This is a genomic window from Blastococcus sp. SYSU D00820, from assembly GCF_054050695.1.
Genome location: NZ_JBJGZW010000004.1, coordinates 99,310 through 121,473 on the forward strand (window position 1 = coordinate 99,310; position 22,164 = coordinate 121,473).

22 protein-coding genes are annotated in these 22,164 nt (G+C 76.1%); 14 read left to right on the top strand and 8 right to left on the bottom strand.

The features are described from left to right. Positions 1 to 129: 129 nt before the first annotated feature. On the top strand, positions 130 to 975 hold the full coding sequence (locus tag ACI79R_RS07275) for a PaaX family transcriptional regulator (protein ID WP_456572923.1): 846 nt from the start codon (positions 130 to 132) through the stop codon (positions 973 to 975). A 106-nt stretch (positions 976 to 1,081) separates the two neighbouring features. On the opposite strand, the gene ACI79R_RS07280 is transcribed toward ACI79R_RS07275, so the two are convergent. The 3 genes from ACI79R_RS07280 to ACI79R_RS07290 form a co-directional block, all read right to left on the bottom strand. After that, the gene (locus ACI79R_RS07280; protein WP_456572924.1) at positions 1,082 to 1,633 is read right to left on the bottom strand and encodes a DUF6158 family protein; all 552 of its coding nucleotides are present in this window, start codon (positions 1,631 to 1,633) and stop codon (positions 1,082 to 1,084) included. Positions 1,634 to 1,724: 91 nt separating this feature from the next. Beyond that, complete coding sequence (locus ACI79R_RS07285) at positions 1,725 to 2,456, bottom strand: alpha/beta fold hydrolase (protein ID WP_456572925.1); 732 nt, start codon at positions 2,454 to 2,456, stop codon at positions 1,725 to 1,727. A 51-nt stretch (positions 2,457 to 2,507) separates the two neighbouring features. Next, positions 2,508 to 3,311, bottom strand: a complete 804-nt coding sequence (locus ACI79R_RS07290; RefSeq protein ID WP_456572926.1) for a PaaX family transcriptional regulator — start codon at positions 3,309 to 3,311, stop codon at positions 2,508 to 2,510. A gap of 107 nt (positions 3,312 to 3,418) precedes the next feature. Between ACI79R_RS07290 and ACI79R_RS07295 the strand changes: the two genes are divergently transcribed. Genes ACI79R_RS07295 through ACI79R_RS07325 form a run of 7 tightly spaced genes read left to right on the top strand, consistent with a single transcriptional unit; the run spans position 3,419 to position 12,325 of the window. Further along, positions 3,419 to 4,999 carry an FAD-dependent monooxygenase gene (locus tag ACI79R_RS07295; protein ID WP_456572927.1) on the top strand — a complete coding sequence of 527 codons (1,581 nt, stop codon included), beginning with the start codon at positions 3,419 to 3,421 and terminating at the stop codon, positions 4,997 to 4,999. Beyond that, positions 4,996 to 7,050: an acetate--CoA ligase family protein gene (locus tag ACI79R_RS07300; RefSeq protein ID WP_456572928.1), complete on the top strand. Its 2,055-nt coding sequence runs from the start codon at positions 4,996 to 4,998 to the stop codon at positions 7,048 to 7,050. The genes ACI79R_RS07295 and ACI79R_RS07300 overlap by 4 nt, the downstream gene beginning before the upstream one ends. Continuing rightward, positions 7,050 to 8,774 carry a (2,3-dihydroxybenzoyl)adenylate synthase gene (locus ACI79R_RS07305; protein WP_456572929.1) on the top strand — a complete coding sequence of 575 codons (1,725 nt, stop codon included), beginning with the start codon at positions 7,050 to 7,052 and terminating at the stop codon, positions 8,772 to 8,774. Before ACI79R_RS07300 ends, ACI79R_RS07305 begins: the two co-directional genes overlap by 1 nt. Continuing rightward, positions 8,771 to 9,901, top strand: coding sequence for a cupin domain-containing protein (locus ACI79R_RS07310; protein WP_456572930.1), 1,131 nt, complete (start codon positions 8,771 to 8,773; stop codon positions 9,899 to 9,901). The genes ACI79R_RS07305 and ACI79R_RS07310 overlap by 4 nt, the downstream gene beginning before the upstream one ends. Beyond that, positions 9,901 to 10,728, top strand: coding sequence for a fumarylacetoacetate hydrolase family protein (locus ACI79R_RS07315; RefSeq protein ID WP_456572931.1), 828 nt, complete (start codon positions 9,901 to 9,903; stop codon positions 10,726 to 10,728). The genes ACI79R_RS07310 and ACI79R_RS07315 overlap by 1 nt, the downstream gene beginning before the upstream one ends. Continuing rightward, a complete protein-coding gene (locus ACI79R_RS07320) occupies positions 10,725 to 11,405 on the top strand; it encodes a maleylpyruvate isomerase family mycothiol-dependent enzyme (protein ID WP_456572932.1) in 681 nt (226 codons plus the stop codon). Before ACI79R_RS07315 ends, ACI79R_RS07320 begins: the two co-directional genes overlap by 4 nt. 59 nt (positions 11,406 to 11,464) lie before the next feature. Beyond that, positions 11,465 to 12,325: an amidohydrolase family protein gene (locus ACI79R_RS07325; protein WP_456572933.1), complete on the top strand. Its 861-nt coding sequence runs from the start codon at positions 11,465 to 11,467 to the stop codon at positions 12,323 to 12,325. A 3-nt stretch (positions 12,326 to 12,328) separates the two neighbouring features. Here the strand turns inward: ACI79R_RS07325 and rocD are convergent, their stop codons facing one another. Continuing rightward, positions 12,329 to 13,543, bottom strand: a complete 1,215-nt coding sequence (gene rocD, locus ACI79R_RS07330) for an ornithine--oxo-acid transaminase (RefSeq protein WP_456572934.1) — start codon at positions 13,541 to 13,543, stop codon at positions 12,329 to 12,331. 130 nt (positions 13,544 to 13,673) lie between these two features. Between rocD and ACI79R_RS07335 the strand changes: the two genes are divergently transcribed. From ACI79R_RS07335 to ACI79R_RS07345, 3 genes are read left to right on the top strand one after another with little or no spacing between them, the layout of a single operon-like run. Further along, positions 13,674 to 14,039 (top strand): ArsR/SmtB family transcription factor, encoded by a 366-nt coding sequence (locus ACI79R_RS07335; protein ID WP_456572935.1) that lies wholly within the window; start codon positions 13,674 to 13,676, stop codon positions 14,037 to 14,039. Then, on the top strand, positions 14,036 to 14,518 hold the full coding sequence (locus ACI79R_RS07340; RefSeq protein WP_456572936.1) for an SRPBCC family protein: 483 nt from the start codon (positions 14,036 to 14,038) through the stop codon (positions 14,516 to 14,518). Before ACI79R_RS07335 ends, ACI79R_RS07340 begins: the two co-directional genes overlap by 4 nt. Before the next feature lie 59 nt (positions 14,519 to 14,577). After that, positions 14,578 to 14,880 carry a DUF1905 domain-containing protein gene (locus ACI79R_RS07345; RefSeq protein ID WP_456572937.1) on the top strand — a complete coding sequence of 101 codons (303 nt, stop codon included), beginning with the start codon at positions 14,578 to 14,580 and terminating at the stop codon, positions 14,878 to 14,880. A gap of 3 nt (positions 14,881 to 14,883) precedes the next feature. Here the strand turns inward: ACI79R_RS07345 and ACI79R_RS07350 are convergent, their stop codons facing one another. Together ACI79R_RS07350 and ACI79R_RS07355 are read right to left on the bottom strand one after the other, a co-directional pair. Then, positions 14,884 to 16,569 carry a Na+/H+ antiporter gene (locus ACI79R_RS07350; RefSeq protein ID WP_456572938.1) on the bottom strand — a complete coding sequence of 562 codons (1,686 nt, stop codon included), beginning with the start codon at positions 16,567 to 16,569 and terminating at the stop codon, positions 14,884 to 14,886. A 47-nt stretch (positions 16,570 to 16,616) separates the two neighbouring features. After that, positions 16,617 to 17,606: an LLM class flavin-dependent oxidoreductase gene (locus ACI79R_RS07355; protein ID WP_456572939.1), complete on the bottom strand. Its 990-nt coding sequence runs from the start codon at positions 17,604 to 17,606 to the stop codon at positions 16,617 to 16,619. Positions 17,607 to 17,765: 159 nt separating this feature from the next. On the opposite strand from ACI79R_RS07355, the gene ACI79R_RS07360 reads away from it, so the two are divergent. Both ACI79R_RS07360 and ACI79R_RS07365 read left to right on the top strand, forming a co-directional pair. Beyond that, entirely contained in the window at positions 17,766 to 18,182 is a 417-nt protein-coding gene (locus ACI79R_RS07360) for a VOC family protein (protein ID WP_456572940.1), read from the top strand. A 36-nt stretch (positions 18,183 to 18,218) separates the two neighbouring features. Further along, positions 18,219 to 18,989, top strand: coding sequence for an SDR family NAD(P)-dependent oxidoreductase (locus tag ACI79R_RS07365; RefSeq protein WP_456572941.1), 771 nt, complete (start codon positions 18,219 to 18,221; stop codon positions 18,987 to 18,989). Between the two features lie 61 nt (positions 18,990 to 19,050). On the opposite strand, the gene ACI79R_RS07370 is transcribed toward ACI79R_RS07365, so the two are convergent. Together ACI79R_RS07370 and ACI79R_RS07375 are read right to left on the bottom strand one after the other, a co-directional pair. Further along, positions 19,051 to 19,983: a VOC family protein gene (locus tag ACI79R_RS07370; protein ID WP_456572942.1), complete on the bottom strand. Its 933-nt coding sequence runs from the start codon at positions 19,981 to 19,983 to the stop codon at positions 19,051 to 19,053. 130 nt (positions 19,984 to 20,113) lie between these two features. Then, positions 20,114 to 21,043, bottom strand: a complete 930-nt coding sequence (locus ACI79R_RS07375; RefSeq protein WP_456572943.1) for a LysR family transcriptional regulator — start codon at positions 21,041 to 21,043, stop codon at positions 20,114 to 20,116. A gap of 110 nt (positions 21,044 to 21,153) precedes the next feature. Between ACI79R_RS07375 and ACI79R_RS07380 the strand changes: the two genes are divergently transcribed. Beyond that, positions 21,154 to 22,164 carry a LysR family transcriptional regulator gene (locus ACI79R_RS07380; protein ID WP_456572944.1) on the top strand — a complete coding sequence of 337 codons (1,011 nt, stop codon included), beginning with the start codon at positions 21,154 to 21,156 and terminating at the stop codon, positions 22,162 to 22,164.

Here is a 22,164-nt window from a genome sequence, read left to right on the forward strand (position 1 = left end):
GAGCACAGCACACTGTGTCAAGCGCCACAGGGAAGTGGCCGACACCGTTACCGAGTCGTTGCCGCGCCCCGTCCGGGCCTGTCGTGCCCGCGCGGGAGCGTGGGCGGGGAGGATGCCACGATGGTCGACGTGGAGCCAGCCGACCGGCCGTTCGTCACGCGCCGGCAGGAGCTCGGTGCGGCGAGTGCGCGCAGTCTGCTGCTCACCGTGCTGGGCGAGTTCGTGCTGCCCGGCGACCGGCCGGTGTGGACGGCGTCGCTGATCGAGCTGCTCGGCGACCTCGACGTCGCCGAGAAGGCCGCCCGGCAGGCGATCATGCGCACCGCCGACTCCGGCTGGATCGCGGCGAGCCGGATCGGCCGGGAGACCCGCTGGTCGCTCACGCCGGCCGGCACCCGGCTGCTGCGGGAGGGCACTCAGCGGATCTACGGCTTCGCCGCCGACCAGGCGCCGTGGGACGGCCGGTGGCTGGTGATGCTGGTCGGCGTCCCGGAGAACAACCGCGCGCTGCGCCAGCGGCTGCGCACGCAGCTGGGCTGGGCCGGGCTCGGCTCGCCGGCGGCCGGCACCTGGGTGACCCCCCGGGTGGACCGCGAGCCCGAGGCCTGCCGGGTGGTGGCCGACCTGGGCCTCACGGCCGGCAGCTGGTCGTTCGTGGCCCAGGCCGGCCGGCTGGGCGACGAGCGGTCGCTGGCCCGCACCGCCTGGGACCTCGACGAGATCGAGGGCCGCTACGAGGACTTCCTGGAGCTGGTCGGCCGGCGCCGGCCGCGCTCGGACCGGCAGGCGCTGGTGGCGCAGGTCCGGCTCGTGCAGGAGTGGCGCCGCTTCCCGCTGCTGGACCCGGCGCTGCCGCGCGAGCTGCTGCCGCCGCGGTGGAGCGGCAACCGGGCGGCCGAGGTGTTCCGCGAGCGGCACGCCGCCTGGGCGCCGAGGGCCCAGGCGGCGTGGGCGGAGCTCACCCGGGAGGACTGAGCGGCGTGGGCGGAGCTCACCCGGGAGGACTGAGCGGCGGAGGCGGAGCTCACCCGGGAGGACTGAGCGGCGGAGGCGGAGCTCACCCGGGAGGACTGAGCGCAGCTCAGGCCGGGACCGGGTGCTTCGCCAGCCAGGCACGTCCGGCCTCGGTGATGACGCGGCTGTCCTTCTCCGCCTGGAGCAGCGGCGGGTCCTGCCGGTAGAGCCGGGCGACCAGCTGGTTGTCCGGGGCGAGCTGGCGGGCGAGCTGGTGGGCCTCCAGCTTGTGCATCCGCCCGCCGGGGGCCTCGGCGAACCGCTGCAGCAGCGCCGCCTGGGCCTCCACCGGATCGCGCCGGGGCGCCGCCGGCGCGGCCGCGCCGGGGTCCTCGTCGAGCAGCGCGGTGATGGCCCGGGAGAAGGTCTGGACGAGGTCGCGGATGCGGTCGTCGCGGGACGGCGTCCCGGCCTCGCCGCCGGAGCCCTGCCAGGTGCGCTGGGGGTGCCGGCGCAGGTACTCCTGCTCCAGCTCGAGCATCCGCTCGGTGTGCGTGCGGAACTGGTCGGCGGTGCCGTGCAGGAAGACCCAGTGCCGCATGGCGTGCGCGTGCACGCCCTGGCGCTCGAGTTCCTCGTCGGACAGCTCGCGGGCCGGGACGCCCGGTCGCTCGGTCATGGCCGCTCCCTCGGTTCGGTCGGGTCGGACGTGATCGGGGTCTCATCGTGCGGGGGAGGACCCCCGGCTGTCACCTCGGGGCCCGGGGAGCTCATGCGCCGGTGGCCAGTCGCAGCAGGCCGTCGGCGAGCTCGGCGGGGCGGGTGAACATCGACTCGTGGCTGCCCGGCACGGGGGTCACGGTCGCGCCGAGGCGGTCGGGGAAGCGCGGGGTCCAGGCGTAGTCGCCGGGCGGCAGGGCGACGTCGTCGGTGGAGTACAGGTAGTCCAGCGGGATGCCGAGCTCGCGGTAGGCGTTGCCGCCCACCGGCTCGTCGGTGAACGTGCGGTAGGGCTGCGGCCGCAGCACCGAGTGGACGACGGCCGCGGTCTCCGGTGCGGCGTCGTTCATGAACCCGTTCTGGAAGACCTCCAGCGGCATGGTCACCGTGTCGTCGTCGGAGGCGCCGGCCAGCGAGGCGAACAGCTCCCGGTAGGGCGGGGGCACCTCGTCGACCAGCGACCGGCCGGCCTCGGGGACGAACGCCGACCAGAACACGATCCGCTCCAGGCGGCCGGCCAGCCGCGGCGCGGCGCCGGCGACCACGTAGCCGCCCCAGCTGTGGCCGACGAGGGTCACCCCGCGCCGGTCGCCGGCCTCGACGTGCGCCACCAGCGCGTCCACGCAGTCGGCGAGGGTGACCCCGCGCGGGTCGTCGTCCACGCCCAGCCCGGGGCTGGTCACGGTGCTCACCCGGTGCCCGGCCGCGCGCAGCCGCGCCGCCACGGGCTGCCACGCCCACCCGCCGTGCCACGCGCCGTGCTGCAGGACGAAGTCCGCCATCGGTCCGTTCCTCTCCGTCGAGGTCGACCGCGCCCGGGCCGGGCGCGGGGGTCAGGTGTGCCGCTCCACCACCGCGCGGACGTGCGCCTCGGCCGGGGCGGCCAGGGCGTCGTGCGCGGCGACGAACAGCTGGTGCGCGCGCCGGCCGGGCCAGCCCTCGGGCAGGAGCCGGGCGGGCAGGTCGGGGTCGCGGAAGGGGAAGTGCCGGTAGGTCGAGACCAGCTCGGTCCGCCGGCGCAGGGCCTCGGGCCCCGGCAGGGCGGCCAGCTCGTCGGCGGGGGGCAGCTGCTCGAGCTCGGCGACCAGCTCGGCGTAGTCGCGGCCGAGCCCCGCGAGGTCCCAGCAGCGGGCGGCCATCCGGCGGTCGGCGTCGAGGCCGGCGCTGCGGGAGGTGAGCAGCTCCAGCTGGGTGGCCGAGGTGCCGGCGAGGGTCGTGGTGACGTCGTCCAGGCGGGGGTGGGGGCTGATCCACACCGAGGGCGCCAGCGGGCCGAAGCCCAGCCAGGCCAGGGTCCGGCGCAGCCGCTCGCGCTCGGCCCGCTCGGCCTCGGGAACGGCGTAGAGCACCATGCGCCACTCGCCGTCCCAGTCGTCGGCGCCGCGGTCGAAGATGCGGGTGCGGCCCTCGTCGAGCAGCCGCCAGCTGCGCTCGGTGAGCGCGTAGACGGTCTGCCGGCCCTCGCGGGTGGTGGTGAACCAGCCCTCCCGGCGCATCCGGGACAGGACCACGCGCGCGGTGCTCTCGCCGACGCCGAACACGCCGAGCAGCTCCGCGAGCGCCTGCATCCGCACCGCGCCGCCGTGGTACCGGAGCACGTCGCCGAACAGGTCGAACACGATGGCGCGGGGACGCACGGCGGCCTCCTCCCGGGACGGGGCTGTTGCGCGGGGACCAATGTGTGCCACGCTTGAGCCGTCCGTCAAGCAGTTGACACATGTCAGTGCCCGGAGGGGGTCGATCGATGCGGATCGCGGTGCTCGGCGGCGGTCCCGGGGGACTGTTCGCCGCCGCTCTGGCCCGGACGACCGACCCCACCCGCGAGGTGACGGTCCTCGAGCGCAACCGCGCCGAGGACACGTTCGGCTTCGGCGTCGTCTTCTCCGACGCGACGCTGGCCGAGATCCACGCCGCCGATCCGGTGCTGCGCACCGCCCTGACCGAGCACGGCGTGCACTGGGACCCCATCGAGGTGCGCCTGCACGGCGAGCGGTGGTCCTGCGGCGGCAACGGGATGGCCGCCGTCGAGCGGCGGACGCTGCTGCGGCTGCTGCAGGAGCGGGCGATCGGCGCCGGGGTCGACGTCCGGTTCTCCACCGAGGCCGATCCCGACGCGCTGCTGGCCGCCGGCTACGACCTCGTGATCGCCGCGGACGGCGCCAACTCCCGGCTGCGCGAGCGCCTGGCCCCCGCCTTCGACTCCACGGTGGAGACGGCGACGGCGAAGTTCATCTGGCTCGGCACCACGCACCCCTTCGACGGGCTGACCTTCCTGCACGAGCGCGGCCCGCACGGCGTCTTCGCGGTGCACGGCTATCCGATCGGCAACGGCGTCTCCACCTTCATCGTCGAGACCGACGAGGCCTCCTGGCGGGCCGCGGGGCTCGACGCGTTCGACGTCACCCAGCCGCCCGGCCCCAGCGACGAGCGCAGCCGGGCCTACCTCGAGGAGCTGTTCGCCGGGCACCTGGGCGGGGCGCCGCTGCTGGTGAACAACTCCCGCTGGGGCAACTTCCGCACCCGCCGCACCCGCCGCTGGACCACCCGCGAGGGCGGTACCGCCGTTGCGCTGCTCGGCGACGCCGCGCACACCGCCCACTTCTCGGTCGGGTCGGGCACCAAGATGGCCATGGAGGACGCGATCGCCCTGGTGGCCGCCCTCGACGCGCACGGGGACGACGTCGACGCGGCGCTGGCCACCTACGAGGCGGTGCGCAGGCCCGCGGTGGCCCGGATCCAGGACTCGGCACGGCCCAGCCTGTCCTGGTGGGAGCACTTCGGCCGCTCCCACGACGCGCTGCCGCCGTGGCAGTTCGCCTACCACTTCTTCACCCGCAGCCTGACCGACACCAAGCTGCGCCGCCGCGACGCCGGCTTCGTCGACGAGGTGCACCGCCGCTGGGCCACCGACCACGGGGGCGAGCCGCTGGCCAGCCCGCTGGAGGTGGCCGGTTCGGTGCTGCCCGGCCGGGTCGCCGAGCTGGCGCCGGGGGCGGTGCTGCTCCCGGACGGGCGGCTGCCGCTGCTGGCCGGCCCGCCGCGGGCGGGCGGGGCGTGGGGCCTCACGGTGACCGCGCCCGACGAGGAGGCCGGGCTCGGGCCGGTGCTGCAGCAGGTCGCGGGGGCCGCCGCGGCCGGCGCGGCGCTGGTCGCCGCCGAGGGCGGCACCCCGCTGACCCGCCGGCTGGTGTGCGAGGCCGCGCGGCTGGAGCACGGCACGGTCGGCCTGCTGGTCGAGGACGCCCCGGAGGACGTCTGGCTCACCGCCGTCCTCTCCGGGCGCACCGACCTGGTGGCCGCGCCGCTGGTGGAGGGCGACGAGTGACCGACCGCCTCGCGCCGCTGTTCCGCCCCCGTGGCATCGCCGTCGTCGGCGCCTCCCGCGACCCCGCCAAGCTCGGCGCGGTGATGGCGCGCTCGCTGGCCGGCTTCCCCGGCACGGTGGCCGGCGTCAACGCCCGCGACGTCGACCCCGCGGCCGGCCGGTACGCCTCGGTCGCCGAGGCCGCGGCCGCCGCGGGCGACCCGATCGACCTCGCCGTCCTCTGCGTGCCGGCGGCGGTGTCGGCGCAGGCGCTCGCCGACGCCGCGGCCGGCGGGGTGCGCGCCGCGCTGGTCTGCTCCGGCGGCTACGCCGAGGCCGGCGGTCCGGGCGTGGGCTTCCAGGCCGACCTGGTCGCCGCGGCCGCCGACGCCGGCGTGGCGCTGCTGGGCCCCAACACCTCCGGCTTCCTCGCGCCCGGCCGCGGGCTGACCGCCACCTTCGTGCCCGGCGCCGCCGCGGTGCCGGCCGGACCGGTCGCGGTGGTCGCCGCCAGCGGCGGGGTCAACCACGCGCTGGCCTTCCTGCTCGCCGAGGCCGGGGTCGGCGTCTCGCTGGCCGTCGGGCTCGGCAACGCCGTCGACGTCACCGCCGCCGACGTCCTCACCTCGCTGGCCGCCGACGAGGCGACCCGCGCGGTCGCGCTGCACGTGGAGTCCGTCGGCGACGGCCCGGCGCTGGTCGCCGCCGTGCGTGCCCTGACCGCCCGGGTGCCGGTGGTCGTGCTGGTGGTCGGCCGCAACGACGTCGCCGAGTTCGCCCGCAGCCATACCGGCGCGCTGGCCACCTCGTGGCGCACCACCCGGGCCGCCCTCCGCGCCGCCGGTGCCGTGCTGGTGGACGACGAGCGGCAGCTGGTCGACGCGGTCACCGCGCTGTCCGCGCTGCGCCTGCCGGCGGCCGCCGAGCCCGGCGTCGGCGTGGTCACCGCCCAGGCCGGGCCGGGACTGCTGCACGTCGACGGGCTGCGCGGCCGCGGCGTGGCCGTGCCGCCGCTGGCCGCCGGCACCCGGGAGCGGCTGGGGGAGCTGCTGCCGCCGCTGACCTACCAGGCCAACCCGGTGGACACCGGCCGGCCGGGCCCCGACTTCGCCGACGTGCTCGCCGCGGTCGCCGCCGACCCCGCCGTCGACCTGGTCAGCGCCTACGCCCTCGCCGAGCCCGACGCCCTCGACCTGCCCGCCGCGGTGCGCGCCGCCGGCGCCGGCGCGCTGGTGGTCGGCCTCGGCGGCCCGCCCGAGCAGGTGCAGCCGCAGCGGGCGGCGCTGCGCGAGCTCGGCGTGCCGTCGGTGACCAGCCCCGCCGCGCTCACCGCGGCGGTGGGCGCCCTCGTCGACGACGCCCGCGCGCAGGCGCGCGCCGGCCGGCCGCGGCCGGCCGCGCCCGCACCCGGTGCGCGGATCGGTGCCGACCTCGACGAGGACGAGGCCAAGACCCTGCTGGCCGGCCTCGGCGTGCCCACCCCGCCGCGACGTGCCTGCGCCGACCGGGCCGCCGCGCAAGCCGCGCTGGCCGAGCTGCCCGGCCCGGTCGCGGTCAAGCTGCTCGACGCCGCGGTGACCCACAAGTCCGACGTCGGTGGCGTGCACCTCGGCGTGCGCGACGCCGCCGGCCTCGACGCCGCCCTCGACGCGCTGGAGGCCGCCGGCGCCCGCCGGTTCCTCGTCGAGTCGATGGCGCCGCCCGGGGTCGACCTCATCGCCGGGGCCTCCCGCGACCCGGTGTTCGGGCCCACCGTGCTGGTCGGGCTCGGGGGCGTGGTGGCCGAGGCGCTGGCCGACGTCGCCGTCGCCCCGGCCCCCATCGGGCCGGCCGAGGCCGGTGAGCTGGCCGACGCGCTCGCCGGGCGGGCACTGCTCGACGGCTTCCGCGGCGGACCGGTGGCCGACCGCGCGGCGCTCGGCCAGGTGCTGGCCGCGCTCGGCGACCTGCTCGCCGCCCATCCCGAGATCGAGGCGGTCGAGGTCAACCCGCTGCGGGTCACCGCCGGCGGGCTGCTCGCCCTCGACGCCGTCCTCACCCTGTCGGCCCCGTCGCGCGAGGAGGCGCTCTGATGGCCGTCCCCACCCCGACCCCGATCGCCGAGGGCGTCGTCCCGTGGCCCGAGGAGCTGGCCCGCGAGTACACCGAGCGGGGCTGGTGGCGCGGCCGGGCGCTGGGCGCCGAGCTGCTCGCCGTCGCCGACGCGCAGCCCGACGACGTCGCGCTGGTCGACGGCGACGTGCGGCTCACCTACCGCGAGCTGACCGCGCGCGCCGACGCGCTGGCCTCCCGGCTGGTCGACGACCTCGGGCTGCGCCGCGAGGACCGGATCGTGGTCCAGCTGCCCAACACCTGGGAGTTCGTCGTCCTCACCCTGGCCTGCCTGCGGGCCGGGATCGTGCCGGTCATGGCGCTGCCGGCGCACCGGGCGGCCGAGCTCGCCTACCTCGCCGAGCACAGCGAGGCCGCCGCCCTGGCGGTGCCCACGACGCTGCGCGGCTTCGACCACCAGGCGATGGCCGCGCAGCTGGTGGCCGGCTCGGCGACGCTGCGGCACGTGCTCGTGGTGGGGGAGGGGCCGGCCGGGGGCAGCGTCGACCTGAGCGCGCTGGCCGCCCCGCCCGCGGACCCGGCGGCCGACCGCGCCCGGTGGGACGCCGACCAGCCCGCCAGCCGGAGCGTGGCGGTGTTCCTGCTCTCCGGCGGCACGACCGGGCTGCCCAAGCTGATCGCCCGCACCCACGACGACTACGCGTACAACGCGCGGCAGAGCGGGGCGGTCTGCGGCTTCGGCCGCGACACCGTCTACCTGGTCAGCCTGCCGGCGTCGCACAACTTCCCGCTCGCCTGCCCGGGCATCCTCGGCACGCTGCTGGCCGGCGGCCGGGTGGTGATGCTGGCCTCGCCGGAGCCGCAGCGGGCCTTCGCCACCATCGCCGCCGAGGGGGTCACCGTCACCGCGGCGGTGCCCGCGGTCGCCCAGCGCTGGCTGGCCCACGCCGCCGAGGCCGGGGCGGAGCAGGTGGCGAGCCTGCGGGTGCTGCAGGTCGGCGGCGCGCGGCTGGCCGACGAGGTGGCCCGCACGGTGCGCCCGGTGCTCGGCGCCACCCTGCAGCAGGTGTTCGGCATGGCCGAGGGGCTGCTCAACTACACCCGCCTCGACGACCCCGACGACGTCGTCTGCGCCACCCAGGGCCGGCCGATGAGCCCCGGCGACGAGGTGCGCATCGTCGACGAGGACGACCGCGACCTGCCCGACGGCGTGCCCGGCGCGCTGCTCACCCGCGGGCCCTACACGCCGCGCGGCTACTACCGGGCGCCCGAGCAGAACGCCCGCGCGTTCACCGCCGACGGCTGGTACCGCAGCGGGGACGTCGTGCGCCGGCGGCCCGACGGCAACCTCGTCGTCGAGGGCCGGGACAAGGACATGATCAACCGCGGCGGCGAGAAGATCAGCGCCGAGGAGGTCGAGAACGTCCTCTACACGCTGCCCGCCGTCGCCCAGGCCGCCGCGGTCGCGATGCCCGACCCCGACCTCGGTGAACGCATCTGCGTCTACGTCGTGCCCCGTCCCGGGGAGACCATGGACCTGGAGCAGGTCCGCGCGGCGTTCGCCGCCGCCGACCTGGCCCGCTACAAGTGGCCCGAACGGCTGGAACTGGTGGACGAGCTGGCCACCACCAAGGTCGGGAAGATCGACAAGAAGGCACTGCGCGAGGACGTCGCGACCCGCCTGGCCGCCGGCGCCCGACCGGACCCGCACCACCCCACCGCCCCCGGAGGGAGCACCCCGTGACCGCCATCGAGAACCGGACCGGCACCGGAGCCGCCGACAGCATGGAGGCCCGGGCCGTCGACTTCGACAGCCCCGAGCACCAGGCGCGGCTGGCCGAGCTCTACCGCGACTTCGACGCGGTGGGCATGACGCCGCTGTGGACGACGCGCGAGGGCCTCATGCCCGCCGTCCCCTCGCCGCGGGCGGTGCCGCACCTGTGGCGCTGGGCGCAGCTGTACCCGCTGGCCGCCCGCAGCGCCGAGCTGGTGCCGGTCGGCCGCGGCGGCGAGCGCCGGGCGATCAGCCTGGGCAACCCCGGCCTGCCGGGCGATCCGTACACCACCCCGACGCTGTGGGCGGCCATCCAGTACCTCGCCCCGCGCGAGGACGCCCCGGAGCACCGGCACTCCCAGTCGGCGTTCCGGTTCGTGCTCGAGGGCGAGGGGGTGTGGACCGTCGTCGACGGCGACCCGGTCGCCATGCGCCGGGGCGACCTGCTGCTCACCCCGGGCTGGCGCTTCCACGGCCACCAGAACGTCTCCGACACCCCGATGGCGTGGCTCGACGGGCTCGACATCCCGCTGGTCGCCCAGACCGACCAGGGCTTCTTCGAGTTCGGCCCGGACGAGGTGCGCGACAAGCGGACGCCGGAGCTGTCCTACAACGAGCGGCTGTGGGGCCACCCCGGCCTGACCCCGCTCGCCGCGGCCGGCCCGCAGCCCTCCTCGCCGCTGATGGCCTACCGCTGGGTGCACACCGACGCCGCGCTGACCGCGCAGCTGGAGCTGGCCGCCGAGGGCGTGCCCGGCACGCTCGTCGAGCCCGGCCACGCCGCCGTCCGGTTCACCAACCCGACGACCGGCGGCGACGCGCTGACCACCATGCGCACCGAGATGCACCGGCTCGCCGACGGCACCACCACCCGGCGCACCCGCACGTCGGCGTCCTCGGTGTGGCAGGTGTTCTCCGGCGGCGGCACCGTCACCCTCGACGGCCGCACCGAGATCCTCGAGCACGGGGACGTCGTCGCCGTGCCGGCCTGGACGGAGTTCTCGCTGACCGCCGAGGGTCAGCTGGACCTGTTCACCTTCTCCGACGCCCCCGTCTTCGAGAAGCTGTCCCTCCTGCGAACCGAGGTGAGCGCCTGATGCGCCTGGCCACCATCCGCACCGACCGCGGCACCCGCGCCGTCCGCGTCGACGGCGACCGCGCGGTCGAGACCGGGCACGCCGACGTCGGCGAGCTGCTCGCCCGGCCCGGCTGGCGGGCGGCCGCCGAGGCCGCCGACGGCCCGGTGCACGACCGCGCGGGCGTGGACCTCGCGCCGGTCGTGCCGCGGCCGGGGAAGATCATCTGCGTCGGGGTCAACTACGGCGCGCACATCGCCGAGATGGGCCGGGAGACCCCCGCCTACCCGACGCTGTTCGCCAAGTACGCCGAGGCGCTGATCGGGGCCCACGACGACGTCACCCTGCCCGCCGCCTCGCAGGCGGTGGACTGGGAGGCCGAGCTCGCGCTGGTGGTCGGATCGACCGTCCGGCACGCCGACGAGGCGGCCGCGGCCGCGGCGATCGCCGGCTACTCGGTGCTCAACGACGTCACCGCCCGCGACTGGCAGAACCGCACCCTCCAGTGGCTGCAGGGCAAGACCTTCGAGGGGACGACGCCCTTCGGCCCCGAGCTGGTCACCCCCGACGAGGCCGGCGAGGGGCTGGACCTCACCTGCGCGGTCGACGGCGAGGTCGTGCAGTCGGCCAACACCGCCGACCTCGTGTTCGGCGCGGTCGCCACGGTCGCCTACGTCTCGACGATCCTCACGCTGCGCCCCGGCGACGTGATCGCGCTCGGCACCCCCGGCGGCGTGGGCCACGCCCGCAAGCCGCCGCGCTACCTGGCGCCCGGACAGGTGCTCACCACCGCGATCAGCGGGCTCGGCGAGTGCCGCAACCGCTGCGTGGCCGAGGCGGCCGGGTGAGCACCCGCGACTGGTGGACCGGCGGCGAGCGGGCCGCCGGCACCGCGCTGGGCCGGCTGGTCGACGAGGAGTTCGCCGCGCCGTCGCTGCTGCCCGGCTGGAGCCGGGCCCAGCTGCTGGCGCACCTGGCCGGCAACGCCGACGCCCTGGTCAACCTGCTCACCTGGGCCCGCACCGGCGTCGAGACGCCGATGTACGCCTCGCCGGAGGCGCGGGACGCCGAGATCGCCCGCCGGGCCGCGCTGCCTCCCGCCGCGCTGCGCGGGGAGGTGCTCGGCGCGACGTCCGCGCTCGCCGACGCCGTCGGTGCCATGCCGGAGGAGGCCTGGGCGGCGCGGGTGCGCACCGCCCAGGGCCGCGACGTGCCGGCGGAGGAGGTGCTCTGGATCAGGGCCCGCGAGGTGTGGGTGCACGCGGTCGACCTCGACGCCGGGGTGGGCTTCGCCGACGTGCCGGACGACGTGCTGGCCGCGCTGGTCGACGAGGTGTTCGCGACCTGGGCGCGCCGGTCGGAGACCCCGGAGCTGACCGTGTTCGGCGGGGACCGGGAGTGGGGGAGCGGCGGGCTCGCCGTGGCCGGACCGCTGCCGGCGGTCACCGCCTGGCTCACCGGCCGCTCCGGCGGCGAGGGGCTCTCCGCCGACGGCGCGCTGCCGGCGCTGCCCCGGTGGCTGTGACGCGCGGGCGGTCCGCGGTGCCGGGATGCGGTCCCGGGCCGGCCCGGTAGCGTCCGGTCGTGCTCGACGGTCACGTCCTGGTGGACGCCCACGTCCACGTCCCCCACCTCGCCAGCCTCGCCCCCGCCTGGGTCGACTGGGCCCGGCAGTTCGGCCGGCCCGGCGTCCTCGAGGAGATCTGGGGCGCCGACGGCACCCCCGACCCGGCCGCGCTGGACCGGCTGTTCGCCGAGGAGGGGGTCGACGTCGCGCTGCTGTTCTGCGAGTACAGCCCCAAGGCGACCGGCTACCAGCTGTTCGACGACCTGCTGCCGCTGGTCGAGGCCAACGCGCGGCGGTTCCGGCCGGTGGCCAACGTCAACCCGCACCTGCACCACCCGATCGCCCGGGAGCTGACCCGCCAGCTCGACCTGGGCGCGGCGGCGCTGAAGATCCACCCGGTGCACGGCGGCTTCCGCCCCGACGACGCGATGATGTACCCGGCCTACGCGGTGCTGGTCGAGCGCGGCGTCCCGCTGGTGGTGCACTGCGGCACCAGCACCTTCCCGGGCTCGACCAACCAGTACGCCGACCCGGTGCTGCTGGACCCGGTGCTGCGCGACTTCCCCGACCTGCAGGTGGTGCTCGCCCACGGCGGGCGCGGCTGGTGGTACGACGCGGCGGCCTTCCTCGCCGTCTCCCGGCCCAACGTGTGGATCGAGCTGTCCGGCCTGCCGCCCAAGCGGCTGCCGGAGTACTACGCGAAGTTCGACCTCGCGCGGCTGTCGCGGAAGTGGATCTACGGCACCGACTGGCCGGGGGTGCCGGGGCAGGCGGCCAACGCCCGCGCGGTGGCCTCCCTGGGCATCCCCGAGGACGTCGTCCCGCTGGTGCTGGGCGGCAACGCGCTCCGGGTCTACACCGGCCTCGACCCGGCCTGACGCTCAGCCGGCCAGCACCGCGGCCAGCTGGTCGACCGCCCAGTCGAGCTCGCCGGCGGTGACCACCAGCGGCGGGGCGAGCCGGATGGTCGCGCCGTGGGTGTCCTTGGTGAGGACGCCGCGGGCGGCCAGCCGCTCGCACACCTCGCGCCCGGTGCCGACCGCCGGGTCGACGTCCACCCCGGCCCACAGCCCCCGGGTGCGGACGGCGGTGACCCCGGACCCGACCAGCGCGCCCAGCCGGCCGGCGAGGTGGGCCCCCAGCTCCCGGGCGCGGGCCTGGTACTCGCCGGTCTCCAGCAGCCGCACCACCGCCGAGCCGACGGCGCAGGCCAGCGGGTTGCCGCCGAAGGTGGAGCCGTGGCTGCCCGGGGTCAGCACGCCGAGCACGTCGCGCCGGGAGACCACCGCCGACACCGGCAGGATGCCGCCGCCGAGCGCCTTGCCCAGCACGTACACGTCGGGCACCACGCCCTCCAGGTCGCAGGCGAACGTCGACCCGGTCCGCCCCAGCCCGGACTGGATCTCGTCGGCCACCAGCAGCACCCCGGCCGCGGTGCAGGCCTCGCGCACCGCGGCCAGGTAGCCCGCCGGCGGCACGACCACGCCGGCCTCGCCCTGCACCGGCTCCAGGAGGACGGCGACCGTGCGCGGCCCCAGCGCCGCCCGGAGCGCGGCCGCGTCGCCGTAGGGCACCACCACGAAGCCGGGGGTGAACGGCCCGAACCCCGCCCGGGCCTCCGGATCGGTGGAGAAGCCGACGATCGTGGTGGTGCGGCCGTGGAAGTTGCCCTCGGCGACCACGACCTCCGCCGTCCCCTCCGGGACGCCGCGCACCGCCGATCCCCAGCGCCGGGCCACCTTGACCGCCGACTCGACCGCCTCGGCGCCGCTGTTCATCGGCAGCACGAGGTCCATGCCGCAGAGCGCGGCCAGGTCGCGGCAGAACGGGCCGAGCCGGTCGGACAGGAACGCCCGGCTGGTCAGCGTGACCCGGTCCAGCTGGGCGTGCGCCGCCGCGACCAGCGCGGGGTGGCGGTGGCCGAAGTTCAGCGCGGAGTAGCCGGCCAGGCAGTCCAGGTACCGGCGGCCGTCGACGTCGGTGACCCAGGCGCCCTCGGCCTCGGCGACGACGACCGGCAGCGGGGCGTAGTTGGGGGCGGTGGTGGCGGCGGCCAGCGCGGTGTGGTCGGCGCCCGCGAGGAGAGGAGGGGCCATGCGCCATCGTCGGGCGCCACGACCGGCCGCGGAAGCACCTCCGCTTCCTCAACCAGATGGTTGACGAAGGGGGCGAGCCGGGCTAGCGTCGTCTTCATCAACCGAGCGGTTGAGGAAGAGAGGTCCCGAGATGCCGGCGGATGCACTGTCCCGGGCGTTCGCAGCCCTGGCCGACCCCACCCGCCGCGACCTGGTGGCCCGGCTGACGGTGGGTGACGCCACCGTCAACGAGCTGGCCGCGCCGTACGACATCTCGCTGCAGGCGGTCTCCAAGCACCTGCGGGTGCTGGAGGACGCCGGCCTCGTCAGCCGCACCCGGTCGGCCCAGCGCCGGCCGGTGCACCTGGAGGCGCAGGTGTTCGACCTGATGACCGGGTGGCTCGAGCGGTACCGGCGCGCCGCGGAGGAGCGCTACCGCCGCCTGGACGACGTCCTCCGCGACCTGCCGGACGACCCGCCGGCAGCATCCACCCCGCCCGAGGAGGCACGGCCATGACCACCAGCACCGGCAACCAGACCCGCATCGAGGCCGACCCGCAGGTCCCGCTGGTCCGCATCACCCGGGAGTTCGACGCGCCCCCGGCCAAGGTGTTCCGCGCGCACACCGACCCCGACCTGCTGGTGCGCTGGCTCGGCCCGCGCGGGCTGCAGATGCGGGTCGAGCACTTCGACTGCCGCACCGGCGGCTCCTACCGCTACGTGCACGTGCGCGACGGCGAGGAGTACGGCTTCCACGGCTGCTTCCACGAGGTCCGCCCCGACGAGCTGATCGTGCAGACGTTCACCTTCGAGGGGTTCCCGGACGGCGTCGCGCTGGAGAAGCTGGTGCTCGAGGACCTCGGCAACGGCCGCACCCGGCTCACCGCCACCTCGCTGGTCGACTCCTTCGAGGGCCGCGACGCCTTCCTGGCCAGCGGCATGGAGACCGGCGTGGTGCAGGGCTACGAGCGGCTCGACGAGGTGCTCGCCGGCTGACGCCGGGTGCCGCGCCGCCCGGACCGATGAGTTCCGGGCGGCGCGGCCGTCGGACCGGTATGACGAACTCCGCTGCGCCACTGCTCCGTGGCCCGGTCGACGTGTCCTTCCGGGCCAGGCTGCAGCGCAGCCCCGCCGAGGGCGGCTGGACCTACGTGCAGCTGCCGGGCTCCGCCGAGCTGTTCGGCACCCGGGGGCTGGTGAAGGTGTCCGGCACGGTCGACGGGCAACCCTTCCGCGGCGCCTTCATGGCCCTCGGCGACGGCACCCACAAGCTGCCCGTGCGGGCCGACGTGCGGGCGGCCATCGGGAAGCAGGCCGGTGACGAGGTGACCGTCCACCTCGCCGAGCGGCTCGGCTGACGCTCAGCCGCGCACCCGGGTGGGCAGCAGCCCCTCCTGGTGGTCGAGCTCCTGCTCCAGCGTGCGCAGGCTCTCGTCGGGCAGCCGGCCGACGTCCCGCCATCGCAGCAGCTCCTCCCGCTCGGCGTCGATGACCGCGCGGCGCACCCGGAGCGCGGCCTCGTACTCGGGGCTGACCGGGATCTCGCCGCCCTCGGCGAACTGCAGCACCGACAGCCGGCGCTCGTAGCGCTCCAGCCGGGTGCGCAGCGCCGACCGCAGGTTCTCGATCGCCCGGTCCTCGAGGTCGCTGTGCTCGGCGGCGTCCATCTCGTCCAGCCGGGCCAGCCCGGCCCGGACCGCCGCCGCCCGCGCCTCGTTGCGCAGCCGCGCCTCGTCCGCGGCGTCGGCCCGCACGCCCAGCGCCCGCACGAGCGGGGCGAAGGTCAGCCCCTGGCCGACCAGCGTGACCATCACCGCGAGGAACGCGCAGAACAGCAGCAGGTCGCGGTCGGGGAAGGGTGCGCCGGACTCGGTGAACCGGGGCAGCGTGAAGATCGCGGCCAGGCTGATCACCCCGCGGGTGCCCGCCCAGCTGAGCACGGCGATCTCCCGGCCGGAGAGCTGCCCGGCCCGCCGTCCGGAGAACGCCGTCGCGCCGTGCGCCGCAGCCGGCTCGTCGTCCCGGGTGTCCTCCTGGCCACCCAGCCGGCTGTGCATGAACCGCGGCAGCGACTCGGTGACCACCAGCCACAGCGGCCGCAGCAGCAGGACGGTGCCCACGGTGATCGCCGCGGCGGTGACCACGGTGGAGGTGGCGTACTGGTCGAGGTCGCCGATGACGGTGGGCAGCTGCTGGCCGATGAGCAGGAAGACGATGCCCTCGAGCAGGAAGTCGACCAGCCGCCAGACGGCGTTGGTCTGCAGCCGGCTGGCGCCCGAGGCCCAGTAGGGGTTGTTGTGGCCGATCACCAGGCCGGCGACCACGACGGCGAGCACGCCGGAGACGTGCACCGACTCGGCCAGCAGGTAGGCGACGAAGGGTGTGGCCAGCGAGATCGCGTTCGACGACAGCGGATCGCTGCGCAGCCGCCGGAGCGGGCGCACCGCGAAGGCGACCAGCACCCCGGCGGCGACCCCGCCCGCGGCGGCGAGGGCGAACTGGCCCACCGCCGACCAGGTGGAGAAGCCGTCCCCCTGGGCGGCGGCGACCGCGACGGTGAGGATGGTCAGCGCCGTGGCGTCGTTGAGCAGGCCCTCGCCCTGGATGAGGGTGACCAGCCGGGGCGGCAGGCCGACCTTGCGGCCGACGGCGAGCGCGGCGACCGGGTCCGGCGGCGCGACCGCGGCCCCCAGCGCGATGCCGGCGGCCAGGGTCGCGCCGGCCACGAACAGCTCGAAGCCGATGCCGATGACCACCGCGGTGGCCAGCACGAGCAGCACCGACAGGCTGACCACGGTCCGCAGGTTCTTGCGGATCGCGATCAGCGAGGCGTCCAGCGCGGCGCTGTAGAGCAGCGGCGGCAGGACGAGCGTGAGCACCAGCTCGGGGTCCAACGGCACGTTCGGGCCGGGCAGGTAGGCGTAGGCGATGCCGACCAGGGTGAGCAGGGCCGCCGCCGGCAGGCCGGTGCGGCCGGCCAGCCAGCGCACCGCGACGATCACCGCGACGGCGGCGAGGACCAGCAGCAGGACCGTCTCGACGTGCACGCCGTGCATCCTCCCCGACGCCCGGCGGCCGCCCCGGGACCGACCCGTTACGCGGGGACGGTCTCCATCGCCTCGGCGGTCAGCTCCACCGAGCGCAGCCGGCCCTCGGTGGTGGGGGACTGGTGGGCCACGATCAGCTCGTCGGCGTCGGCCAGCGCGCGGAAGGCGGTCAGCTGCTCGCGCACCTCGGCGGGGGTGCCGAGCGCGGTGTGGGTGAGCATCGTGTCGACGTGCCGCGCCGCGCCGCCCTCGAGCAGCAGGTCGGCCTCGGCCTCGGAGAGGTCGCGGCCGCGGCCGAACAGCCCGACGGCCAGCGTGCGGCGGACGGCGCGCAGCGACTCGCGCGCCACCTCGGTGCTGTCGGCGGCGACCACGTTGACGCCGGCGATGACGTAGGGCCGGTCCAGCTGCTCGGAGGGCCGGAACTCGCTGCGGTAGGCCGCGACGGCGGGCTCGAGCATCGCCGGCGCGAAGTGCGAGGCGAAGGCGTACGGCAGGCCGAGAGCGGCGGCCAGCGTCGCGCCGAACATCGAGGAGCCCAGCACGTACAGCGGCACCCGCGAGCCCTTGCCCGGGACGGCGTCGACACCGGCCACCCGGGTCTCCCCGGCCAGGTAGCCCTGCAGCTCGAGCACGTCCTCGGGGAACCGGTCGGCCGAGCGCGGGTCGCGGCGCAGCGCGTACATCGTGTTCTGGTCCGACCCCGGCGCCCGGCCCAGGCCCAGGTCGATGCGGCCCGGGTACATCGCGTCGAGGGTGCCGAACTGCTCGGCGATGGTCAGCGGCGAGTGGTTGGGCAGCATGACGCCGCCGGCCCCCAGCCGGATGCTGCGGGTGTGCGCGCCGACGTGCGCGATCAGCACGCTGGTGGCCGACGAGGCGATCGTCGGCATGTTGTGGTGCTCGGCGTACCAGACCCGCCGGTAACCGTGCTCCTCCGCGCGCTGGGCCAGCGCGACGCTGGCGGCGATGCTGCTCGCGGGGGTCTCCCCGCGCGGGATCGGCGCGAGGTCGAGGACGGACAGCGGAACGGACATGACAGGGGACCTCCCGGTGGTGTTGTCCAGGGCAACCACCGGCGGGCCCCGGCGCTTCCCGTCCGGACCGCCGCCCATCCGGACCGCACATGCCAGGCAGCCCGACCACCGATGGAGCGCATCTCGACACCGGGCCCCGGGCCGCGACAGCCTGGCCCGGTGACCTCCGCCCCTCCCGCCCGGCTCGACCACGTCGGCCTCAACGTCGCCGACCTCGAGGCCATGGAGCGCTTCTACGTCGCGGCCTTCGGCTACACCGTCCAGGTCCGCTTCGGCCTCGACGAGCTGGACCTGCGGATCGTCATGCTCACCGACGAGCGCGGCCAGCGGTTCGAGCTGCTGGCCCGGAGCGCGGGCACGCCGGGGCTGCGCGCCGGCACCCCGGTCGAGGCGGCCGCGACCTGGGGCTACGGGCACGTCGCCTTCACCGTCGCCGACCTCGACGCCGCCCACGCCCGGCTGCTCGGCCTCGGCGCGCGCGAGGTGTTCGGCCCCGGCCCGTCCCCCGAGCCCGGCGTGCGCTTCTCCTACCTGCACGACCCCGAGGGCAATCTCGTCGAGCTCATCGGCGCCTGAGCGCCAACCCCCACCCCTTTTCGGAGGAGGAGATCCATGCCCGGCCGCCTGTCCGGCAAGACCGCCCTGATCACCGGGATCGGCGGCGGCATCGGCCGCGCGTCGGCCCTGCTGTTCGCCGCCGAGGGGGCGACCGTCGTCGGCTGCGACCTGCAGGAGGCGGCGACGGCGGAGACCGTGGACCTGGTCCGCGCCGCGGGCGGCCGGATGACCGCGACGGCGGGGGTCGACCTGGGCGACCCCGACGCCGCGCGCGCCTGGGTGGACGGCGCGGCGGCCGAGCACGGCGGTATCGACGTCCTGTTCAACAACGCCTCGGCCATCCGGTTCGGCGCGGTCGACGAGATGTCGGTCGAGGACTGGCTGTTCACCACCCGCAACGAGCTCGACCTCGTCTTCTACGCGACCCGCGCGGTGTGGCCGCACCTGCGGGCCCGCGGCGGGGGCGCCATCGTCAACGTCGGGTCGCTCTCGGCGACGCGCGGTGCGTGGTTCATGCCGCAGAACGCCCACGGCGCCACCAAGGGCGGCGTCCTCGGGCTGACCTACCAGCTGGCCGTCGAGGGCGGGCCGCTCGGCATCCGGGTCAACGCGGTCAGCCCGGCGCTGACCCGCACGCCGGCCACCGAGCACCTGTTCACCGACCCCGACAGCCCGTTCGACTTCGCGCGGGCCCGCATCCCGCTCGGCCGCGCCGGCCGGCCCGAGGACATCGCGCACGCCGCGCTGTGGCTGGCCTCCGACGACGCCGGCTACGTCACCGGGGTCAACCTGCCGGTGGACGGCGGCACCGCGGCCGTCGGCTGAGCCCCCCGGACGCACCGGAGGCCGGCACCCCCGCAGGGGTGCCGGCCTCCGTGGTGCCGGCTCAGACCGGCGGCGGGGTGAACAGCACGTCGGGGTCGTTGAACGACGTGCTCGCCACCGACTCGCTCATCGGGTCGGCGGTGCCCCACTGGTCCTGCGTCAGCGGGTCGCTCGCGTCGTGGATGCCCGGGTGCCAGGTGTCCTCGTCGATGACGGCCAGCGCGGTCGTGTACTCGACGGTGTTGCCGTGCGGGTCGTGGAAGTAGGAGAACGTGTTGTCCCCGGCCAGGTGCCGGCCCGGGCCCCACACCATGCGGGTTCCGGCGCGCAGCAGCCGGCCGGTGCCGCGCATGTACTCCTCGACGCCGCGCAGCTCGAACGAGGCGTGGTGCAGCGAGGCGTGCGGCCCGCGGGCGATCGCGAAGCTGTGGTGGAAGTCGTTGCAGCGCATGAAGTACATGAGGTCGCCCATGTGCTGCGAGTGCAGCGTGTCGGACAGGCGGAAGCCCAGGTGCCGGGCGTACCAGTCGCGCAGGCGGGTCGGGTCGGGCGAGTTCACCACGCAGTGCGAGAGCTTGACCGGGATGTCCTCCCGCTCCTCGATCTTCCGGTGCGACCGCAGCGCCACGTCGCTGGAGACCTCCACGACGCGGCCGTCGACGTCGAAGAACCGGACGCCGTAGCCCCCGCCCGGGGTGTCCAGCGTCCCCGGCTCGCGGACGAGCTGGACGCCGTCGGCCACCAGCTGCTCGGCGAGGGCGTCGACGCCGGCGGCGCTGGCCGCGCCGAAGGCGACCAGGTCCATGCGCTTGTCGCCGCGGCGGAGCCGGACGACGTACTGCTCGGGGGAGCCCTCGGCGGCGAGGAAGGCGATGCCGGTGTCGTCGGCGACGGGGGTCAGGCCCCAGTGGCCGGTGTAGAAGGCCAGCTGGGTGTCGTAGTCCGGCACCGCCAGGTCGACGTGCCGCAGGTGCGTGATCAGGGGGGCGGTCATGGCACTCCTCGGTACGGGGACGCCGGGGCGGGGAACCTGCGCGTCCTCCGGCGTCTGCGACGGTAGGAACCGTCCGACCGGCCGGGAAATGCGTCGTCGCCATACCAGGCATGCGCCGGGCCGCTGACGGTCAGCCCCGGCGGGGCGCGGCCAGCGCCGCGGACACCTCGGTGAGGACGTCGCGCAGCCACCGGATGCTCGGGTCGGCGTGCCGCGTCGGGTGCCAGTGCGCGGCCTCGACCAGCTCCGGGTCGTCCATCGGCACCTGGACGGTCTGCAGGTCCAGGCTGCGCGGGCAGCGCTGCAGCAGCCGCTCGGGCACGAAGGCGCACAGGTCGGTGCCGGCGACGGCGAACGGCAGCGCCAGCAGCCCCTCGACGGTCACCTCGATCCGCCGCTGGACGCCGGTCTCGGCGAGCAGCTCGTCGGCCGGCGTGACCGCCGTCCCGCTGCCGAAGGTCGCCGTGGCGTGCGGCAGCGCGGCGAGGTCGTCGAGGTCGAGCCGGCCACCCCGCACCCGCGGGTTGCCGCTGGCGACCACGCACACGAAGCGGTCGGAGAAGACCACCTGCCGCCGGCCGGGGATGCCGTGGCCGAGCGCGCCGATGATGAGGTCGCGGCGCATGAGGTGCGTGGTGAGGTCGGTGCCCGGCGGCGGCAGCGCGTCGAAGTCCACGGTCACGCCCGGCGCCTGGCGCCCGAGGGCGGCCAGCAGCGGCTCGACGACGACGGCCAGCGCGTAGTCCGAGCCGGTGACGGTGAACCGCCGGGTGGTGCTGGCCGGATCGAATCCGGCCCACGGGTCGAGCGCGGCGGCGACCGCGCCGAGGGCGGCGGTGACCTCCGGCAGCAGCTCGGCGGCCAGCGGGGTGAGGTCGTACGTGCGGCCGCTGCGCACCAGCAGGTCGTCGCCGTAGTGTGCGCGCAGCCGGGCCAGGGCGGCGCTCATCGCCGGCTGGCTCATGTTCACCACCGCGCCGGCGCGGGTCACGTTGCGCTCCTCGAGCAGCGCCCGGAGCGCCACGAGGAGGTTGAAGTCGACACCGCGCGCGCCGGCCACCGCCCACCTCCGTCGCTGACGTGCCCCGGGTCCGGGCTCCGCAGAGGATAGGGTCCGGCCGCGTCGGGGCGGCGGTGCCCCGGCAGTCGTGGCCACCCCTGAGGAGCACCGTGGACCTGGGCGCGCTCGACCTCAACACCTTGGTGGCGCTCGAGGCCCTGCTGGAAGAGGGCAACCTCACCTATGCCGGGGCCAAGGTCGGCATGGCGCAGCCGGCGATGAGCGGAGTGCTCGGCCGCTACCGGCGGCACTTCGACGACGAGCTGCTGGTGCGCACCGGGCGCGAGTACGAGCTGACCCCGCTGGCGCGGGACCTGCTGCCGCACGTCCAGGAGGCGGTCCGGCGGCTGCGCGAGGCGCTGCGGGTGCACGAGGTGTTCGACCCGGCCACGAGCGACCGGCTGTTCACCGTCGCGTGCAGCGACTACGTGCTCAGCGTGCTGGTCGAGCCGCTGCGGCGCCGGGTCCGCGAGCGGGCGCCGTCGGTCCGGCTGGGGTTCACCGACCTCACCGCCATCGTCGGCGACCTCACCTTCGCGCCCCAGGCGCTGTTGCGCCACGACCTGGTGGTGGGCCCCCTCGGCTACGGGTTCCAGGGGGACCACCGGCTGCTCTTCCACGACCGGCTGGTGTGCGTGGTCGACGCCCGGAACCCGTACCTGCGCGACGGCGCGCTGGACCTGGAGGCGCTGTGCGCCATGCCGCACGCGGTGACCGGATTCCGGGCACCGACGGTCACGCCCGTCGACCGGGTGCTCAGCCAGCACGGCGTCGTCCGCCGGGTCGCGCTGCGCGCGCTGGGCTTCCTGCCGCTGCTGTTCGCCGTCGGTGGCACCGACGCGGTGGCGATCGTGCCCGAGCGGCTGGCCCGCCGCTTCTCCTCCGAGGGCCGGGTCCGCGTCGTCGAGCCGCCGTTCGGCCTGGTCGACATGCTCGAGGCCGCGTGGTGGCACCCCTCCCGGGCCGGCGACGCCGGGCACCGGTGGCTGGTCGGCCTGCTCGACGAGGTCGTGGAGGAGCTGGCTCTCGACGACCCGGTGGCCGCCGTGTCCGGGACGGCTCCGCAGGCCATGGCAGCCATCCCGGGATCGGGCCTGCCGGACGGCGCCGGGCGGACGTAG

Excerpts from the sequence above, each read along its gene's own strand:
- ACI79R_RS07365 (WP_456572941.1), top strand. The coding sequence starts at position 18,219 with ATGCCCGGCCGCCTGTCCGGCAAGACCGCCCTGATCACCGGGATCGGC.
- ACI79R_RS07355 (WP_456572939.1), bottom strand. The coding sequence starts at position 17,606 with ATGTCCGTTCCGCTGTCCGTCCTCGACCTCGCGCCGATCCCGCGCGGG.
- ACI79R_RS07305 (WP_456572929.1), top strand. The coding sequence starts at position 7,050 with ATGGCCGTCCCCACCCCGACCCCGATCGCCGAGGGCGTCGTCCCGTGG.
- ACI79R_RS07315 (WP_456572931.1), top strand. The coding sequence starts at position 9,901 with ATGCGCCTGGCCACCATCCGCACCGACCGCGGCACCCGCGCCGTCCGC.
- ACI79R_RS07370 (WP_456572942.1), bottom strand. The coding sequence starts at position 19,983 with ATGACCGCCCCCCTGATCACGCACCTGCGGCACGTCGACCTGGCGGTG.
- ACI79R_RS07345 (WP_456572937.1), top strand. The coding sequence starts at position 14,578 with ATGACGAACTCCGCTGCGCCACTGCTCCGTGGCCCGGTCGACGTGTCC.
- ACI79R_RS07280 (WP_456572924.1), bottom strand. The coding sequence starts at position 1,633 with ATGACCGAGCGACCGGGCGTCCCGGCCCGCGAGCTGTCCGACGAGGAA.
- rocD (WP_456572934.1), bottom strand. The coding sequence starts at position 13,543 with ATGGCCCCTCCTCTCCTCGCGGGCGCCGACCACACCGCGCTGGCCGCC.
- ACI79R_RS07335 (WP_456572935.1), top strand. The coding sequence starts at position 13,674 with ATGCCGGCGGATGCACTGTCCCGGGCGTTCGCAGCCCTGGCCGACCCC.
- ACI79R_RS07285 (WP_456572925.1), bottom strand. The coding sequence starts at position 2,456 with ATGGCGGACTTCGTCCTGCAGCACGGCGCGTGGCACGGCGGGTGGGCG.
- ACI79R_RS07340 (WP_456572936.1), top strand. The coding sequence starts at position 14,036 with ATGACCACCAGCACCGGCAACCAGACCCGCATCGAGGCCGACCCGCAG.
- ACI79R_RS07295 (WP_456572927.1), top strand. The coding sequence starts at position 3,419 with ATGCGGATCGCGGTGCTCGGCGGCGGTCCCGGGGGACTGTTCGCCGCC.